This is a genomic window from Bacillus sp. BSL6 (assembly GCF_052928345.1).
The window spans coordinates 1-17,437 of sequence record NZ_JAVGCW010000001.1; the positions used below are offsets into that span (position 1 = coordinate 1).

8 protein-coding genes, 23 tRNA genes and 2 rRNA genes are annotated in these 17,437 nt (G+C 38.9%); 31 read left to right on the forward strand and 2 right to left on the reverse strand.

Annotation, left to right across the window (positions count from 1 at the left end; all coding sequences use genetic code 11):
• The 26 genes from RCJ96_RS00005 to RCJ96_RS00130 form a co-directional block, all read left to right on the forward strand.
• Positions 1–119 (forward strand): 23S ribosomal RNA (locus RCJ96_RS00005); the annotation flags it as partial.
• A 102-nt stretch (positions 120–221) separates the two neighbouring features.
• A 5S ribosomal RNA gene (rrf, locus tag RCJ96_RS00010) occupies positions 222–337 on the forward strand.
• 5 nt (positions 338–342) lie between these two features.
• Positions 343–418: transfer RNA gene (locus RCJ96_RS00015), tRNA-Val, on the forward strand.
• A gap of 8 nt (positions 419–426) precedes the next feature.
• Positions 427–510 (forward strand) — tRNA-Tyr (locus tag RCJ96_RS00020).
• Positions 511–521: 11 nt separating this feature from the next.
• Positions 522–596: transfer RNA gene (locus RCJ96_RS00025), tRNA-Gln, on the forward strand.
• Between the two features lie 4 nt (positions 597–600).
• A tRNA-Lys gene (locus RCJ96_RS00030) sits at positions 601–676 on the forward strand.
• A 14-nt stretch (positions 677–690) separates the two neighbouring features.
• Positions 691–771, forward strand: a tRNA-Leu gene (locus RCJ96_RS00035).
• Between the two features lie 29 nt (positions 772–800).
• A tRNA-Gly gene (locus tag RCJ96_RS00040) sits at positions 801–875 on the forward strand.
• Positions 876–891: 16 nt separating this feature from the next.
• Positions 892–980 (forward strand) — tRNA-Leu (locus tag RCJ96_RS00045).
• A 3-nt stretch (positions 981–983) separates the two neighbouring features.
• Positions 984–1,057, forward strand: a tRNA-Arg gene (locus RCJ96_RS00050).
• A gap of 10 nt (positions 1,058–1,067) precedes the next feature.
• Positions 1,068–1,141: transfer RNA gene (locus RCJ96_RS00055), tRNA-Pro, on the forward strand.
• Positions 1,142–1,157: 16 nt separating this feature from the next.
• Positions 1,158–1,230, forward strand: a tRNA-Ala gene (locus RCJ96_RS00060).
• Positions 1,231–1,250: 20 nt separating this feature from the next.
• Positions 1,251–1,327, forward strand: a tRNA-Met gene (locus tag RCJ96_RS00065).
• A 4-nt stretch (positions 1,328–1,331) separates the two neighbouring features.
• Positions 1,332–1,408 (forward strand) — tRNA-Ile (locus RCJ96_RS00070).
• Positions 1,409–1,425: 17 nt separating this feature from the next.
• Positions 1,426–1,518, forward strand: a tRNA-Ser gene (locus RCJ96_RS00075).
• 27 nt (positions 1,519–1,545) lie between these two features.
• Positions 1,546–1,622, forward strand: a tRNA-Met gene (locus RCJ96_RS00080).
• 1 nt (position 1,623) lies between these two features.
• Positions 1,624–1,699 (forward strand) — tRNA-Asp (locus tag RCJ96_RS00085).
• Between the two features lie 12 nt (positions 1,700–1,711).
• A tRNA-Phe gene (locus RCJ96_RS00090) sits at positions 1,712–1,787 on the forward strand.
• A gap of 14 nt (positions 1,788–1,801) precedes the next feature.
• Positions 1,802–1,877: transfer RNA gene (locus tag RCJ96_RS00095), tRNA-Thr, on the forward strand.
• Positions 1,878–1,887: 10 nt separating this feature from the next.
• Positions 1,888–1,963: transfer RNA gene (locus RCJ96_RS00100), tRNA-Lys, on the forward strand.
• Positions 1,964–1,976: 13 nt separating this feature from the next.
• Positions 1,977–2,047, forward strand: a tRNA-Gly gene (locus tag RCJ96_RS00105).
• A gap of 10 nt (positions 2,048–2,057) precedes the next feature.
• Positions 2,058–2,134 (forward strand) — tRNA-Ile (locus tag RCJ96_RS00110).
• A gap of 7 nt (positions 2,135–2,141) precedes the next feature.
• A tRNA-Asn gene (locus RCJ96_RS00115) sits at positions 2,142–2,216 on the forward strand.
• A 7-nt stretch (positions 2,217–2,223) separates the two neighbouring features.
• Positions 2,224–2,314 (forward strand) — tRNA-Ser (locus tag RCJ96_RS00120).
• Between the two features lie 6 nt (positions 2,315–2,320).
• Positions 2,321–2,392, forward strand: a tRNA-Glu gene (locus tag RCJ96_RS00125).
• A gap of 462 nt (positions 2,393–2,854) precedes the next feature.
• The gene (locus tag RCJ96_RS00130) at positions 2,855–3,799 is read left to right on the forward strand and encodes an L-lactate dehydrogenase (protein ID WP_071736687.1); all 945 of its coding nucleotides are present in this window, start codon (positions 2,855–2,857) and stop codon (positions 3,797–3,799) included.
• Between the two features lie 171 nt (positions 3,800–3,970).
• Here RCJ96_RS00130 and RCJ96_RS00135 read toward each other — a convergent pair whose 3' ends face one another.
• Together RCJ96_RS00135 and RCJ96_RS00140 are read right to left on the reverse strand one after the other, a co-directional pair.
• A complete protein-coding gene (locus RCJ96_RS00135) occupies positions 3,971–8,194 on the reverse strand; it encodes a S8 family serine peptidase (RefSeq protein WP_416504499.1) in 4,224 nt (1,407 codons plus the stop codon).
• Between the two features lie 32 nt (positions 8,195–8,226).
• Positions 8,227–8,832, reverse strand: coding sequence for a CalY family protein (locus tag RCJ96_RS00140; protein WP_071736684.1), 606 nt, complete (start codon positions 8,830–8,832; stop codon positions 8,227–8,229).
• Positions 8,833–9,300: 468 nt separating this feature from the next.
• Here RCJ96_RS00140 and glgB point away from each other — a divergent pair, with 468 nt between their 5' ends.
• From glgB to glgP, 5 genes are all read left to right on the forward strand, one after another.
• Positions 9,301–11,238 carry a 1,4-alpha-glucan branching protein GlgB gene (gene glgB, locus RCJ96_RS00145; protein ID WP_270796461.1) on the forward strand — a complete coding sequence of 646 codons (1,938 nt, stop codon included), beginning with the start codon at positions 9,301–9,303 and terminating at the stop codon, positions 11,236–11,238.
• Positions 11,186–12,316 carry a glucose-1-phosphate adenylyltransferase gene (glgC, locus tag RCJ96_RS00150; RefSeq protein WP_416504498.1) on the forward strand — a complete coding sequence of 377 codons (1,131 nt, stop codon included), beginning with the start codon at positions 11,186–11,188 and terminating at the stop codon, positions 12,314–12,316. Before glgB ends, glgC begins: the two co-directional genes overlap by 53 nt.
• A gap of 18 nt (positions 12,317–12,334) precedes the next feature.
• Complete coding sequence (glgD, locus tag RCJ96_RS00155) at positions 12,335–13,369, forward strand: glucose-1-phosphate adenylyltransferase subunit GlgD (RefSeq protein WP_074606154.1); 1,035 nt, start codon at positions 12,335–12,337, stop codon at positions 13,367–13,369.
• A gap of 112 nt (positions 13,370–13,481) precedes the next feature.
• A complete protein-coding gene (gene glgA / locus RCJ96_RS00160; RefSeq protein ID WP_074606163.1) occupies positions 13,482–14,912 on the forward strand; it encodes a glycogen synthase GlgA in 1,431 nt (476 codons plus the stop codon).
• Between the two features lie 18 nt (positions 14,913–14,930).
• A complete protein-coding gene (gene glgP, locus RCJ96_RS00165; protein WP_416504496.1) occupies positions 14,931–17,339 on the forward strand; it encodes a glycogen phosphorylase in 2,409 nt (802 codons plus the stop codon).
• Positions 17,340–17,437: the final 98 nt, after the last annotated feature.

A 17,437-nucleotide genomic window follows, 5' to 3' on the forward strand; every position in this document is an offset into this window, starting at 1 on the left:
AGATTTCCCATAGCGTAAGCTAGTAAGATCCCTGAAAGATGATCAGGTTGATAGGTTCGAGGTGGAAGCATGGTGACATGTGGAGCTGACGAATACTAATAGATCGAGGACTTAACCATATAATATGTAGCAATGTTATCTAGTTTTGAAAGAATATAAAAAAACTTGTTGACTTTTAAAGTTAAATAAGTTATAATGATTCTTGTCTTAAATGAATACAGTCTGGTAATGATGGCAGAGAGGTCACACCCGTTCCCATACCGAACACGGAAGTTAAGCTCTCTAGCGCCGATGGTAGTTGGGACCTTGTCCCTGTGAGAGTAGGACGTTGCCAGGCAAAATGGAGGATTAGCTCAGCTGGGAGAGCACCTGCCTTACAAGCAGGGGGTCGGCGGTTCGATCCCGTCATCCTCCACCATATATGTCGGAGGGGTAGCGAAGTGGCTAAACGCGGCGGACTGTAAATCCGCTCCTTCGGGTTCGGCAGTTCGAATCTGCCCCCCTCCACCATTCTTAATTAATGGGCTATAGCCAAGCGGTAAGGCAACGGACTTTGACTCCGTCATGCGCTGGTTCGAATCCAGCTAGCCCAGCCATTAAGAGCCATTAGCTCAGTTGGTAGAGCATCTGACTTTTAATCAGAGGGTCGAAGGTTCGAGTCCTTCATGGCTCACCATTTCAACAAAATATGCGGGTGTGGCGGAATTGGCAGACGCACTAGACTTAGGATCTAGCGCCTTTGGCGTGGGGGTTCGACTCCCTTCACCCGCACTTTTAATAAAATAACTCATACATGTCTTGCGGAAGTAGTTCAGTGGTAGAATACAACCTTGCCAAGGTTGGGGTCGCGGGTTCGAATCCCGTCTTCCGCTCCAATTTTCAATATGACATGCCGGGGTGGCGGAACAGGCAGACGCACAGGACTTAAAATCCTGCGGTGGGTGACCACCGTGCGGGTTCGACCCCCGCCCTCGGCACCATATGCGCCCGTAGCTCAATTGGATAGAGCGTTTGACTACGGATCAAGAGGTTAGGGGTTCGACTCCTCTCGGGCGCGCTTTTATTAACGGGAAGTGGCTCAGCTTGGTAGAGCACCTGGTTTGGGACCAGGGGGTCGCAGGTTCAAATCCTGTCTTCCCGATATTCCCAAAAAACATGGGGCCTTAGCTCAGCTGGGAGAGCGCCTGCCTTGCACGCAGGAGGTCAGCGGTTCGATCCCGCTAGGCTCCACTTATCTTAATATCATTTATGGCGGTGTAGCTCAGCTGGCTAGAGCGTACGGTTCATACCCGTGAGGTCGGGGGTTCGATCCCCTCCGCCGCTACCATAAAGGACCTTTAGCTCAGCTGGTTAGAGCAGACGGCTCATAACCGTCCGGTCGTAGGTTCGAGTCCTACAAGGTCCACCATTAGAAGTTTATATCTCGGAGGTATACCCAAGTTCGGCTGAAGGGATCGGTCTTGAAAACCGACAGGCGGCGAGAGTCGCGCGGGGGTTCGAATCCCTCTACCTCCTCCATTTTTTCTTAATTAAATATTTTATCGTCGCGGGGTGGAGCAGTCTGGTAGCTCGTCGGGCTCATAACCCGAAGGTCGCAGGTTCAAATCCTGTCCCCGCAACCAAGGTCCCGTGGTGTAGTGGTTAACATGCCTGCCTGTCACGCAGGAGATCGCCGGTTCGACCCCGGTCGGGACCGCCATTTTTACATAAAGGCTCGGTAGCTCAGTCGGTAGAGCAGAGGACTGAAAATCCTCGTGTCGGCGGTTCGATTCCGTCCCGAGCCACCATTTTGAAGTCGCAAGCCGGCTTAGCTCAATTGGTAGAGCAACTGACTTGTAATCAGTAGGTTGGGGGTTCAAGTCCTCTAGCCGGCACCACTTTCAAAATGAGCCATTAGCTCAGTTGGTAGAGCATCTGACTTTTAATCAGAGGGTCGAAGGTTCGAGTCCTTCATGGCTCACCATTTACAATTTAATGCGGGTGTAGTTTAGTGGTAAAACAAGAGCCTTCCAAGCTCTGGTCGAGAGTTCGATTCTCTTCACCCGCTTTTCAATTATGGGCCTATAGCTCAGCTGGTTAGAGCGCACGCCTGATAAGCGTGAGGTCGATGGTTCGAGTCCATTTAGGCCCACCATAATTGTTCCGCAGTAGCTCAGTGGTAGAGCTATCGGCTGTTAACCGATCGGTCGTAGGTTCGAGTCCTACCTGCGGAGCCATATTTATAGAGAAGTACCCAAGTGGCTCAAGGGGCTCCCCTGCTAAGGGAGTAGATCGCGAACGCGGTGCGAGGGTTCGAATCCCTTCTTCTCTGCCAGTAATTGGCCCGTTGGTCAAGTGGTTAAGACACCGCCCTTTCACGGCGGTAACACGGGTTCGAATCCCGTACGGGTCATACTAAAAGAGATAGCATAATCTGCTATCTCTTTTTTGTTGTGTAAAAGTGGACTTTGGATAGTCTGCTTTTTTATGTTGTCATTATTGTCGAGTCTTGTCGATAAGTCGATATTCCTTGTCGAATCGCCGATATAATTTGATTTACGGTCGATATATTATAAAAATCGTTGATATATTTAAATAATCGTCGATATAATTTCACTTACCAATAAAAATGGAACTATTTCACGTTCACAATCTAAAGAAAACGCCTCCATTGAAATGGATTCCATACCTGATCCAATAACTTTACACTCTATGTGAAAAAGTTCACAAATAGGTCATAATTTGTGAATTAATTCACAATAATACGTGCTACAATATGAGTGTAAAGAAGTTAAACAACATTAAATTAGTATTTTAATTAATTACTTAAACAATCATAAAAAATATATGTGAACAATAGAGAGGGGAAATTACCATGAAAAAAGGTATCAATCGTGTAGTATTAGTAGGAACAGGAGCTGTAGGTTGTAGTTATGCTTACTCAATGATCAACCAAGGTGTAGCTGAAGAATTCGTATTAGTAGATGTTAATGAAGCAAAAGCAGAAGGGGAAGCAATGGACTTAAGCCATGCGGTACCATTCTCTCCATCACCAACAAAAGTTTGGAGCGGTAGCTATGCAGATTGTAAAGATGCAGATTTAGTAGTTATCACTGCTGGATTACCACAAAAGCCAGGTGAGACTCGCTTAGACTTAGTTGAGAAAAATACAAAGATCTTTAAACAAATCGTTCGCGGTATTATGGATAGCGGATTTGATGGAATCTTCTTAATTGCAACTAACCCAGTTGATATTTTAACTTACGTAACTTGGAAAGAATCTGGTCTACCAAAAGAGCGTGTAATCGGTTCTGGTACTACTTTAGACTCTGCTCGTTTCCGTTACATGTTAGGTGACTACTTAAATGTAGATCCACGTAACGTTCATGCTTACATCGTTGGTGAACACGGTGACACTGAACTTCCAGTATGGAGCCACGCTACTATCGGTGTACAAAAACTAGAAACAATCTTAGCTAACAACGAACAGTACAAACAAGAAGACTTAGACAAAATCTTCGAAAACGTACGTGATGCAGCTTACCATATTATCGAGCGTAAAGGTGCAACTTACTACGGAATCGGTATGTCACTACTTCGTGTAACTAAAGCAATCTTAAGCAATGAGAACAGCGTATTAACTGTATCTGCATACCTTGAAGGACAATACGGTGAGAAAGATGCTTTCGTAGGTGTTCCAGCTGTTATTAACCGCGATGGTGTACGTGAAATCGTAGAACTTGAGCTAAATGAAGATGAAAAAGCGAAATTCGCTCATTCTGTAAAAGTATTAAAAGAAACAATGGCACCAGTACTATAATAATTGCTAAATAGTTCAGAGGCGGGAAACTGCTTCCTACCTCTGAATTTATATAATTTCATATAAATTCCTTTTCCGGTTTCCCTTGTATATCCCCAATATACCCCTTTTGCTGGATCAGGGTCGTTTATAGAAAAGAGCACTCTACTTTATATAGAGTGCTCTTTATTATTATTTTTTAGGCGTTAATCCCAATTTCTTTAAAATATCTGCCAGTGTACCGCTTTTTGATTTTTCAGCAGCTGTTTGTGATTTAGATGCATCGGGACCTTTTTTCAAGAAGTTCTTTTCAACGAAGCGAATATCTTTTTCGTCAACAATACCATCTTTGTTTAGGTCACCGTCTTTCACAGATACTCCTTTTTTACCATAGTTGCTAGCGATAATTTCAGCATCTTTTATATCAATTACTTTATCTCCATTTACATCACCGGCAAGGTTTTCATCAAGGCGTGCATAATAATATTGGCCAAGCAGCTTACCATCTTTTTCAGTACCTAATTTTGTTGTTAGGCGACTTGTTAAATGCCCTGGTACTTCTACAAATAAGTTATAGTCACGTTTATTAACAGGAAGTCCATTTAGTTTGAAGTATCCGTATTTGTCTAGTGAGCCTTCAAACTTATGACGGTAAGAATCAGTTGCATATACTTTTACGCCAAGCTTTGTATAATCGAATTTCTCATCTAAATAGCCACGTTCATTTAAGAATGCACCAGGTTTAATATTTCCTTCTACTAGTGAGTTTAAAGACATAACTGAGAATGTTTGGTCTTGAAGGACACGCATTCTATTTGGCTCTGTTTCTCCTGGTTTCCAGTATACAAACACTGGTGACTCTAATTGAGCATTTGCCTCATAAAACTCATCATTTTCTACTTTGAACGTTACATCAATGAACGGGAAGTCACCATCTAATCCAGCGAAGTTTTTATCATCAATAGCCCCGCCTACTGTAACAGAACCTTCTTCTAGTTTCAGTTCATTTACTTTTGCTGTTACCCCTTTTTCAGAAAGGAGTTTTTCAAAAGCAGGATTCAATTTCGCATTTGCAAATTTGAAGTTCTTCTCTAGGAATTTTACGTTAAATTCCCCAGCAACGAATTGTTTTACGTGTTTCGCGTTTAGGGTTACTGTGAACTCGTCCCCTTTATATAATTCTTTTTTATCATAATTAGCCTTTGCATATTGAGCTCCTTGCTGGATAAACCAATAATTATTTACACCGCTTGGATAGTCAGGACCTGCAGTTGCATAATCGAAAATATACACGCCTGTGTTCATTGGACCTTCCACTTTAAAGGATTCAGGAGTAATGCCAACTTTAAAGTCCCCATTTGCATCAATAGGTAAAAACTTATGCAAGTATGGAGAATAGTCATAATACATAACTCCGTTTGCTTCTTGCGTAATGTTTAACCCTTTTCCTTTTAAGTAGTCAATGTTTGAATCATACACATTTCCTTTAATCCAGAGTGCTTTTTTACCATCTTCTACTGTATAATTTTCTTCATTTAACTCGTAAATACCAGGTTTTAATCCAGTTAATTTCACTTCTGGCGGTGTGTTATCGATGATGACATAATCACCTTTCACACGTGCTTTCCCATCTTTATCATAGCCAACAAATTCAATTGTGTAATCGCCTTCTGGTAAATCAATTTTCTCATCACCGATTGGTTTTGCAGGATCATTTGTAAAAGGATATACTTTTCCGCTAAAGAATGCATCTAAGTAGTAATAAACATCCGTTTGCAGTCCACTCGTGTTTAACGTCCCAAGGAAGCCAAGCGCTTTATTTGTTTTTGAATCTTTCACGATAAGGTCTAACGTTTCCAGATTGCTGTTTAATTGGAATGCCCCGTGCACGTATGATTCGCGGTAAGGATTAAATTTAGTTGTATCCGTTGAAATAGATTTTCTAGATAGAACAGCGTCTTCAATACCAGGTTCTGATACACGAATAGAGAACGGAATTTGGTACGTTTCTTCTTTATTTTTCGTATTTGTAATATGAATATATCCTTCATATCGGCCTTGTTTTACACCGGCTGGAACATTAATTTTTGCTTCAATTTCACCTGATTTGCCAGCATCAAGTGTAATTGTTTCTGGAACAGAAACTTTTACACCGTTTGCGGTAGCGTCGTTAATAGAAGAAGATGCTGGTGTATAAGAAATTTCTGTTTTAAATTCTTTTTTCTCTTGTTTATTATGGTTTTCCACTTTTATATTTCGTTTTTGTTCAAGAGCTTCACCGTCTTTTTGATAGAACTTCCCGAATGCAATGGATCCAGTTTCTTCAGGGACTTCAATTACTTCATCATTTACAACTGTTTTTGTTGTATCTAGCACTTTAAAACTAGTTTCCGTATGAACGGCGTTGTACGCATCTACTCGTCCAGCTCCAACTTCATATACGGAATACTTTTCTTTTAAATCATCAGCTGTGTTCATAAGAGACGCCTTTACAGCGAATGGAGAGTATTCGGGGTGTTCTTGTAAAATAAGAGCAGCAACGCCCGCGATATGAGGAGAAGCCATAGATGTTCCTTGCATACGCTCGTAGGAAACGTCATAGTTTTCGCCCTCTTGTGGGTCGTTAATATATTCAGGTACTGTTGAAAGTACAGCAACACCAGGAGCTGTAATATCAGGTTTAATATCATCATTTGATGTAACAGGGCCGCGTGAGCTAAAGTCTGCAAGATGATCGCCTTCTGTTTGAATATAAGTAAGTTCGTCAAAAGTAAAGGATGTATTACCTTGTTCGATTTGAGCTTTTAGTTTTTCACCGTCTTCTTTCGTTAGGCGGAATGCTAGAATGTATTTTGTACTTTCGCCAACATAGAAAGGAATCTCTCCATCCACATTGTTATAAATAATAACGGCTTTTGCACCAGCTTGTTTTGCATTTGCGATTTTTTCATCAAATGAGAGTGTACCGCGTGCAACGAGAGCGATTTTTCCTTTTACATCTTTTTTACTAAATTCATCAGGCGTACCGATTCCTACCGATTCGATAGATAACGTTTGTCCCTTGAAATCTTCTATTTTATCAGTGAAGTTTTTGCCAAATAAAATCAAGTTAGGGAATTGTACTTGTCCAGCATGACTTGATAGTTTCGGTAAGGAAATAGAGCTATCACTAGCTCCAACCGTAATCGCAAAGGGAGAAGCACCTGGTGATCCGAGTGTCGCTGGATTTGGTCCAGAGTTACCAGCGGCAACGACTGTAACGACACCAGAAAGCATTGCGTTGTTAACAGCGATAGACGTTGGATCAAGCGGATTGTTGCTCTCATCACCTAACGATAAGTTAATGACGTTCATACCGTCAGAAATAGATTTATCGATTGCAGCAATAATACCTGAACTAGCTCCACTTCCGTATGGACCGAGTACACGATAGTTATATAGTTCAATGTCAGGTGCAACACCTTTTACTGCGGAATCTGATGTGTTTTTCTTTTGCGCAGAAACGATACCTGCTACGTGAGTACCATGCGCGGTGTAGAAGGAAGAGCCACGATCATCAAATTCAGGAGCGCCAGATTGTTGCCATTCTGTATAAGTTGTTTCCATCGGATCTGCGTCGTTACTAATAAAGTCCCAACCTTTTACGGAGTTTGGATCTATCTTGCTAGAATCTTCGCCAGGTTTTGCGCGATAGCCTTTATACACGTCTTTTAAGTCAGGATGATTGTAATCAATACCTGTATCTAATACACCAACTTTAATTCCTTTTCCGGTAATACCTTCGCTATGTAACTTATCGACCCCAATTTGCGGAATGCTATCTGTTAGTTTTTGAGGTGCTTTTTGCTCAGATTGTTTTGGTAAATTTAATTTCACTTCGTAATCTTTCCAAATACGTTTTACAACACCAATCCGCAACAATTCTTCTACTGTATTTGCAGGTAATGTCAGCGCAACCCCATTTATCGCATGTTTATAAGAACGTTTAATTTGTACAGACTGGAAATTCCCTGACTTTACTGATGGGCTGAAATGATAAAGACGTTTTAGTCCTTTTTGAAATTCCTCATGTTCTTGATCAATACGTGCTTTTATATTTTCAGGAGCAGCTTGTAACCCTTTTTCTTTTTGTTTTAATTCATTAATCTTTACTGGAGCTGTTTGAAATTCTACAATGATATTTACAGGCTCAGAACTACTCGTATTAATATCAGGCGAGATAGTAAAACCAGGGTTGGCATCTAACGTTTGTAATGCCTGACGCTGTTCTTTAGAAAGTTTTGATAGTAAAGACTGGGCGTTTGAAGAGTCAATTTGGTTAATAGGATTTTCAGCAAGTACATTGAACGGAAGGGCAGTTGAAAATAGAACGCCAGCCGTTACAATTCCGGTAACAAAACGATTTTTCTTTTTCATGTATAAGCCTCCGATAATTTATATTTTAAAATTTATTTCTCCGTGCCTGGTGTTTGCTTTGCATGGAATGTCCAGTTTAGCTGTAAGGAATCACCCTGGAATTTATTTTGATCTTGTTCGTTGTCTTCAAAGGAGAAGAGCACGTGTAAATAATCTGTTTCACCAGATTTAATACCGTCTATTAAGTTATGACGTTCTAGAGAAGTAGCCACATCCTCAGGTTTCATAGTTTTTAATTGTGATAGTTTTGTTTCCCACAAAATTTCATGATCATCGTTTGGATTAGATGGTTTTCCATCATTCACTAAAAATTTGACGATGATGTGATCGCCTAAATCTTCACCATCATTATTTTTCTTTGCATCTGTAACTTCATAGGATGTTTCAAGTGCTACTTTTGCAATATCCAATGTTCCTTTATTTTCAAGCGTGAAATTTTTTTCAATAAAGTCACCTGGTTTTAAATCTTTCACATCAACGATTACACTTGGATTAATAGAAAGATCTAGTGTTCCAGCTTGAAATGAGTTACTAGATGTTTCAGAATCACTGAAGTAGGCGAATACACCGCCGAATGTAAGGGATAAGCCAAGCGTTGCTGTGACAACTCCCATTCCAACCTTTTGTTTTAATGACATAAGAAAGCCCCCTAATTAAATTTTTATAGCGACTGTTCGTAACAAGGATAAATAAGTAAACATAGTAGTCCGCTATGAATTATAGTTACGAAAAGTTGCTGTTCTTTATTGAGAACAAGTATATGCTTATCAATTTTCCATTTCAATACAATTGTGACGAAAAATGTTGAGAAACATTTTTTATGGTAGATTATTTTGTTACGATTTTAAGTGGAAAATAGCGTGAAAAAGGGGATAAAGCGAATAAAATAGAGGTTGAGAAATAAATAGTAAGATGAAAGTCTAGTAAAAAATGAAGCGTTTTCAATGAATATTCGTCAAAATTCGATATTTTATATAGAAATGTGAAAAAAATTAAACATTTTTAAGAAAAAAACGTATATTTTTTATAAATTAACAAGGATATTTCAGTTTTTCGCAGAATTGGTAAAGTATAAAAAATTCTGTCATCTTAGTGAGGTGAGCATATTGAGTGTAATAAATTGTGAAGAAGTGAAACGAGATGAGTTTCATACCGAAAAGTACTATGAAAGTTATAACATCTTTGGCGCACATATTGTGACGGAAGATGAGATGCGAGGTGTACGATTTACAGTATGGGCTCCTCATGCGAAAGCAATGAGTGTTGTTGGAGATTTTAATGAATGGAATTATGAGCAACATAAGATGCTGCAAGTGACAGAAGAGGGAATTTGGTCCCTATTTATACCGCATATAGAAGAAAGAGAAATATATAAATATGCGATTGAAACGATGGCTGGTGATGTCATTCTCAAGGCAGATCCTTATGCTGTGTATGCAGAAGTAAGACCGAATACGGCATCTGTAGTTTTTGATATAAAGGGATACGAATGGAATGATAAAAACTGGAGCCGTAAGAAAAAGAAAAAATCGGTTTATAAAGAAGCGATGACAGTTTATGAATTACATTTCGGTTCTTGGAAAAAGAAAGAAGATGGAACACTGTATTCTTACAAAGAAATGGCAGAAGAACTCATTCCTTATGTGGTGGAACATCAATTTACACATATTGAAATTATGCCGCTTGTTGAGCATCCATATGATCGTTCTTGGGGATATCAAGGGACGGGATATTATGCAGCAACGAGTAGATTCGGCACGCCACATGATTTGATGCATTTTGTCGATGAATGTCATAAATATGGAATCGGTGTCATTTTAGATTGGGTGCCGGGGCATTTTTGTAAAGATGCTCACGGTTTATATTTGTTTGATGGGACACCGACTTATGAATATAAAGATAAAGATGTGCAAGAAAATCCAGTATGGGGAACTGTCAACTTTGATTTAGGAAAGAGGGAAGTACGTAATTTCTTAATTTCAAATGCGTTATTTTGGATGAGATATTTCCATATTGATGGTTTCAGGGTGGATGCAGTTGCGAACATGCTGTACTGGAATAAAGAAGGACAAGAGCAAAGTAATGAGCACGCTGTTTCATTTTTACGGGAGTTAAATGAAGCGGTATTTGCAGAGGATGAAGATTTTCTTATGACAGCAGAGGATTCAACAGCTTGGCCACTTGTAACAGCTCCAACATATGAAGGTGGGCTTGGATTCAATTACAAATGGAATATGGGCTGGATGAATGACGTGCTGAAATATATGGAATGTGCGCCAGAGTACAGAAAATATATTCATGATAAAATGACGTTCTCTTTACTATATGCTTACTCTGAAAATTTCATATTACCGCTTTCTCATGATGAAGTCGTTCATGGGAAAAAGTCGTTATTAAATAAAATGCCAGGAGACTACTGGGATAAGTTTGCTCAACTTCGTTTATTATATGGATATTTCTTTACTCACCCAGGAAAGAAATTACTTTTCATGGGTGGAGAATTCGGGCAGTTTGATGAGTGGAAAGACCTTGAAGATTTAGATTGGAATTTACATGATTTTGAAATGCATCGTTATATGCATGATTACTTTAAAGAGCTCATAGCATTGTATAAGCGCTCCAAACCACTTTGGCAGCTTGATCATTCGCCTGAAGGTTTTCAGTGGATTGATGCTAATAATAATGAGCAAAGTATTTTCTCTTTTATCCGCCAAGGGGATAAACAAGAAGATGCGTTAGTTGTCGTATGTAATTTTACGAAAGCTACATATGAAAACTATAAAGTAGGTGTACCAGATTTCGAGTATTATAACGAGATTTTAAACAGTGATGCTGAGCAATATGGCGGATCAGGGCAAGTAAATAAGAAACGTCTGAAGGCGATTCAAGAACCGTATCATAATCAAGCAGCACATGTAGAAATTACAATTCCACCATTTGGCGTATCCATATTACGACCAGTGAAGACGAGAAAGGGGAGCAAAAAACAAGATGGCTCAAAAACAAAAGTGCGTAGCAATGTTACTAGCAGGGGGAAAAGGTAGTCGATTAAGTGCATTAACAAAAAATTTAGCCAAGCCAGCTGTTCCATTTGGTGGTAAATATCGCATTATTGATTTTACGCTAAGTAACTGCGCGAATTCTGGTATTGAAACGGTTGGGATTTTAACGCAATATCAACCACTAGAACTTCATAATTATATCGGAATTGGCAATGCCTGGGATTTAGACCGAGTAAGCGGTGGAGTCACAGTATTACCTCCTTATGCGGAGTCTTCAGGTGTAAAGTGGTACACAGGTACGGCAAGTGCCATTTATCAAAACTTAAACTATTTAAGTCAATATGAGCCAGAGTATGTTCTCATTTTATCAGGTGACCATATTTATAAAATGGATTACAGTAAAATGCTAGATTACCATATTGAGAAAGAAGCGGACGTTTCGATTTCTGTTATTGAAGTGCCTTGGGATGAAGCGAGTCGCTTTGGCATTATGAATACGAACGAAGAGATGGAGATTGTTGAATTTGAGGAGAAACCGCAATTTCCAAGAAGTAATCTTGCATCAATGGGAATTTATATTTTTAACTGGGCAATTTTAAAAGAGTATTTAGAAATGGATGCAAGAAACCCTGAATCTAGTAATGATTTCGGAAAAGATGTACTTCCGCTTTTATTAGATGAAGGGAAGAAGCTAATGGCGTATCCGTTTGAAGGATATTGGAAAGATGTTGGTACAGTGAAGAGCTTATGGGAAGCCAATATGGATTTACTGCGCGATGAAACATCACTGAATTTAAACGACCGTGACTGGCGTATTTATTCTGTTAATCCAAACGAACCGCCTCAATATATTGCTGAAAAGGCAAAAGTAGAAGAATCACTTATTAACGAAGGATGCGTCATCGAAGGGGACGTGAAGCATTCTGTATTATTCCAAGGGGTGACGGTGGAAGAAGGTAGTATGGTTATTGATTCTGTCGTTATGCCAGGAGCGAAGATTGGCAAAAATGTTGTGATTGAAAGGGCAATTGTTGGATCGGAAATGGTTATTGAAGATGGAACAATTATTCGTCCGGAAAAAAGTGTTGACGATGTAGTACTCATTGCTGAAGGGAAATAGAAAAGGGGGATGAAATGAATGGGAGAAAAAATGTTAGGAATTATTAATGCAACGGGAAGTTTTCCTTCCTTAAAGAAAGTAACAGGGCATCGTTCACTAGCGGCGTTACCGTTTGGGGGCCGTTATCGACTCATTGATTTCATGCTTTCAAATATGGTGAATTCTAATATTCATAGTGTGGCAGTTTTTACAAGCCATAAAAACCGTTCACTAATGGATCACGTTGGTTCAGGCAAACAGTGGGATTTAGATAGAAAACGAGACGGACTGTTTTTATTCCCGCCAAATTGCCAATGTGATCAAGATGAATTTGGATCTTTTGCACATTTTAGAAGACATATTGATTATTTTCTAAGAAGCAGAGAAGAGTACGTCGTGATTACGAATAGCCATCTCGTAACAGCATTAAATTTTCAAGCAGTGTTAGAGCGACATATACATACGGCAGCTGATATTACGGAAGTTTGCCATGAAGGGGTTTCGCTTCAAACATACGTGTTAAAGAAACAATTATTGTTAGACTTATTTGAGGCATATAAAGATATGGAGCAATATAGCTTATTCGATGTAGTGAGAGAAAAGCGCGGGAAATCACTGCATATTGCTACGTATGAGCATACAGGATATGTAGCTATTATTGATTCGATTGAAAGTTACTATAAACATAGCTTAGAAATTTTACAGCCTGCTATTTGGAAGCAACTATTTAAGAAAGAAGCACCGATCTTTACGAAAGTAAAAGATGAACCACCAACTCGTTATGTAAAAGGTGCAGCTGTGAAAAATACAATGATTGCAAACGGCAGTATTATCGAAGGTGAAGTAGAAAATAGTGTTGTCTCCCGTTCTGTTAAAATTGGGAAAGGTTCAATTGTTCGTAATAGCATTATTATGCAAAAGAGCCAAATTGGAGATAATTGTATAATAGACGGTGTTATTATTGATAAAGACGTGAAAATTGGTGACGGTGTTGTCTTAAAAGGAAACGCCGATGAGCCATACGTTGTAGAAAAAGGAAGCGTTCAAAACAGTACGATTAATAGTTATTCTTAAGAAATCAGTGGGGGTCTTTCCTCCACTGATTAAAGTTTTAATTTAAATGAAAACTCGAAGGGAGGAAGCTGCAAGGGAAGTAGTATAAGCTTTTCGTGCAGTGGGACAACAAGTGAATATTTTATTTGCAGTATCAGAATGTGTACCATTTGTGAAATCGGGAGGATTAGCTGATGTAGCAGGTGCGCTCCCAAAAGAGCTAAAAAAATTAGGTGTGGAAGTTCGCATTATACTCCCGAATTATAGTCTTATTCCGCAAAAATTAAGGGATGGATGTACGCTACATAAAGTAATTAACGTCCCGCTTGGCTGGAGAAATCAATATTGTGGAATTTTAAAAGGTGAGCAAGACGGGATTACGTATTACTTAATAGATAATGAATATTATTTTAAGAGGGATTCTCTGTATGGTCATTATGATGATGGAGAGCGTTTTTCTTATTTCTCGAAAGCAGTATTAGAGTGTATTCCGCATCTTGATTTCGAAGTGGATGTTCTTCATAGCCACGATTGGCATACAGCCATGGTGAATTTTTTACTGCGTGAAAAGTATCAAGATAACCCGTTATATGAGCATATTAAAACGGTATATACGATTCATAACTTGCAGTTCCAAGGTGTATTTCCTCCTGAAGTGATGTACGACTTGTTAGAACTTGGTGATGAATATTTTCATAGTGAGCAGTTAGAGTTTTATGGAAATGTGAACTTTATGAAGGGCGGTATTATCGCTTCTGATCAAATTACAGCGGTTAGCCCGACATATAAAGAAGAAATTCAATATGAATTTTTCGGTGAGAAGTTAGATGGATTGTTGCGAAAATATAATGGTAAGCTTAGTGGCATTGTAAATGGAATTGATACGAGCGTGTATAATCCAGAAACGGATTCGTATATTACTGCTCAGTACGATGCAGAGTCACTATATGAAAAAAGTGAAAATAAACGCGCATTGCAGCGTTATTTTGGTTTGCCAGAAAAAGAAGATACACCAATTATTTCAATGGTAACGAGATTAACGAAGCAAAAAGGTCTTGATTTAGTACGTACTGTATTCCGAGAAATAATGGAAGAAGATGTACAATGTATTATTTTAGGATCAGGTGATTCTGAATATGAACAATTCTTCGAGTGGATGGCATATGAGTATCCTGAGAAGGTAAAAGTGTATATCGGCTTTAATGAGGAGTTAGCGCACCAAGTGTATGCGGGAAGTGATTTATTTTTAATGCCATCACTGTTTGAGCCGTGTGGCCTTGGACAACTTATCGCATTAGCGTATGGTACGATTCCAATTGTAAGGGAAACAGGCGGATTAAATGATACGGTACAATCTTATGATGAAGAAACTGGAGAAGGAAATGGTTTCAGTTTCACGAACTTTAATGCACATGATATGTTGCACACGGTTCTTCGTGCAATTGAATTTTATCATGATAAACCGGTATGGGATCAGCTTGTAAAACAAGCGATGACTGAAGATTATAGCTGGGAGAAATCAGCTCTTGCTTATAAGAAATTGTATAAAAGTCTCATGGAATAACATGTAGGTGGTGAAGAAATGTTTACTCATGTTGAAAGTTTCAAATCAGCTTTTCTAGAAAAGTTAGAGACGATGTATGGTAAAAGTTTCAAAGACTCTACAACTCGTGATCAATACAATACGCTTGGGTACATGGTACGTGAGTATATGAATAGTCAATGGATTGCAACGAACGAAAGTTATCGATCTGGAGAGCGAAAGCAAATGTATTACTTATCCATTGAGTTTTTACTTGGACGTTTGCTTGGAAGTAACATATTAAATTTAGGTATCAGGGATGTATGTGAGCAGGGACTTTCTGAGCTTGGCATTTCTTTGCAACAGTTAGAAGAGGTGGAAGCAGATGCGGGTCTTGGAAATGGTGGACTTGGACGATTAGCAGCCTGTTTCCTTGATTCACTTGCATCTTTAAACTTACCAGGTCATGGCTGTGGAATTCGTTACAAACACGGCTTATTCGATCAAAAAATTGTGGATGGTTATCAAGTTGAGTTTCCAGAACAGTGGCTTCTTCATGAAAACGTATGGGAAGTAAGAAGGCATGATCAAGCTGTAGAGGTAAGTTATTTCGGCAATGTTGAACCACTCTATATTGATGGACGTTTAGAATTCAGGCATACGAATGCAGAAGTAATTATGGCAGTACCATATGACGTTCCAGTAGTAGGTTATGAGACGAGTACTGTAAATACACTTAGACTTTGGAATGCGGAACCAGTTCCTTTCCCGCAAAATTGCAAAGATATTTTGAAATATAAGCGTGAAACAGAGGCGGTATCGGAGTTTTTATATCCAGATGATACGCATGATGAGGGGAAAATACTTCGTTTGAAACAACAGTATTTCCTCGTATCAGCAAGCTTGCAAAATATCGTTCGTATGCATAGAGAAAGATATGGTGACCTTCGTCAATTACATGAGAAAATTGCGATTCATATTAACGATACACATCCAGTTTTGGCGATTCCAGAACTAATGCGTATTTTATTAGATGAGGAAAAACTAGCATGGGAAGAAGCTTGGCACATAACGACGCAAACGATTTCTTATACGAATCATACGACGTTATCAGAAGCGCTTGAGAAGTGGCCAATTCACATTTTTAAACCGTTATTACCGAGAATTTATATGATTATTGAAGAGATTAATGAACGTTTCTGTCGTGAACTTTGGGAACGTTATCCGTATGAATGGCATCGTATTGAAGAGATGGCGATTATTGCGCATGATCTTGTGAAAATGGCTCATTTAGCAATTGTCGGCAGTCATAGCGTAAACGGTGTAGCAAAAATTCATACGGAAATTTTAAAACAACGTGAAATGCGATTGTTTTATGAGTTTTATCCAGATAAGTTTAATAATAAAACGAATGGAATCGCTCATAGACGCTGGTTAATGAAGGCGAATCCGCAGCTGACAAACCTTATTTCAGAGGCGATTGGAACAGAGTGGAAGAAAGAACCGATTAAGCTTCAAGAGTTACAATTAGTTCAATACGATGCGAGTTTCCAAGAGAAATTTGCAGAGGTAAAACAAGAGCGTAAAGAGATTTTAGCGGAGCGTATTCATAATACAATGGGGATTACAATTGATCCTAATTCTATTTTTGATGTGCAAGTAAAAAGACTACATGCTTACAAACGACAATTGTTAAACGTTCTTCATATTTTATATTTGTATAACCGTTTGAAAGAGGATGCTAGTTTTACATTTTATCCGCGTACTTTTATCTTTGGAGCGAAAGCATCACCTGGCTATTACTATGCGAAAAAGATTATTAAATTAATTAATGAACTCGCAAGAAAAGTGAATAATGATCCGTATGTAAGCCAGTATATGAAAGTTATCTTTCTAGAAAACTATCGAGTGTCTTTAGCGGAAGATATATTCCCAGCGGCCGATGTCAGTGAACAAATTTCAACAGCGAGTAAAGAAGCATCCGGAACAGGGAATATGAAATTTATGATGAATGGTGCGATTACGCTTGGCACGTTAGACGGAGCGAATATTGAAATAAAAGATAGAGTCGGTGATGATAACTGTTTCATTTTCGGTTTAACGGCCGAAGAAGTTCTTCATTACTATCAAAATGGTGGATATCGTGCAAGTGATTATTATCACCACAATGGGCACATTAAAAAGGTAGTAGATCAGTTAACGAATGGTTTCTTTGCACAGTCGGGAGCTGAATTTGAAGCAATTTACGATTCTCTCGTTATTCAAAATGATGAGTATTTCGTTCTACGAGATTTTGGTCCATATGCAGAAAGGCAAGAAGCTGTTGGTAGAGCTTATGAAAACCGAACGAAGTGGCTAGAAATGTCGATTTTAAACATTGCACAATCTGGTCATTTTGCGAGCGATCGAACGATTTTACAGTATAGTAATGAGATTTGGGGTATTGGTAATACAGTTACGCAAATTTAAAGAGATTGCTAGGCCGGAAAAGGCTATATGAAATTTATATCGGCGATTTTTAAGATATACCGATTTACCGAAAAAAATTGAAATTAATAAATAAACCG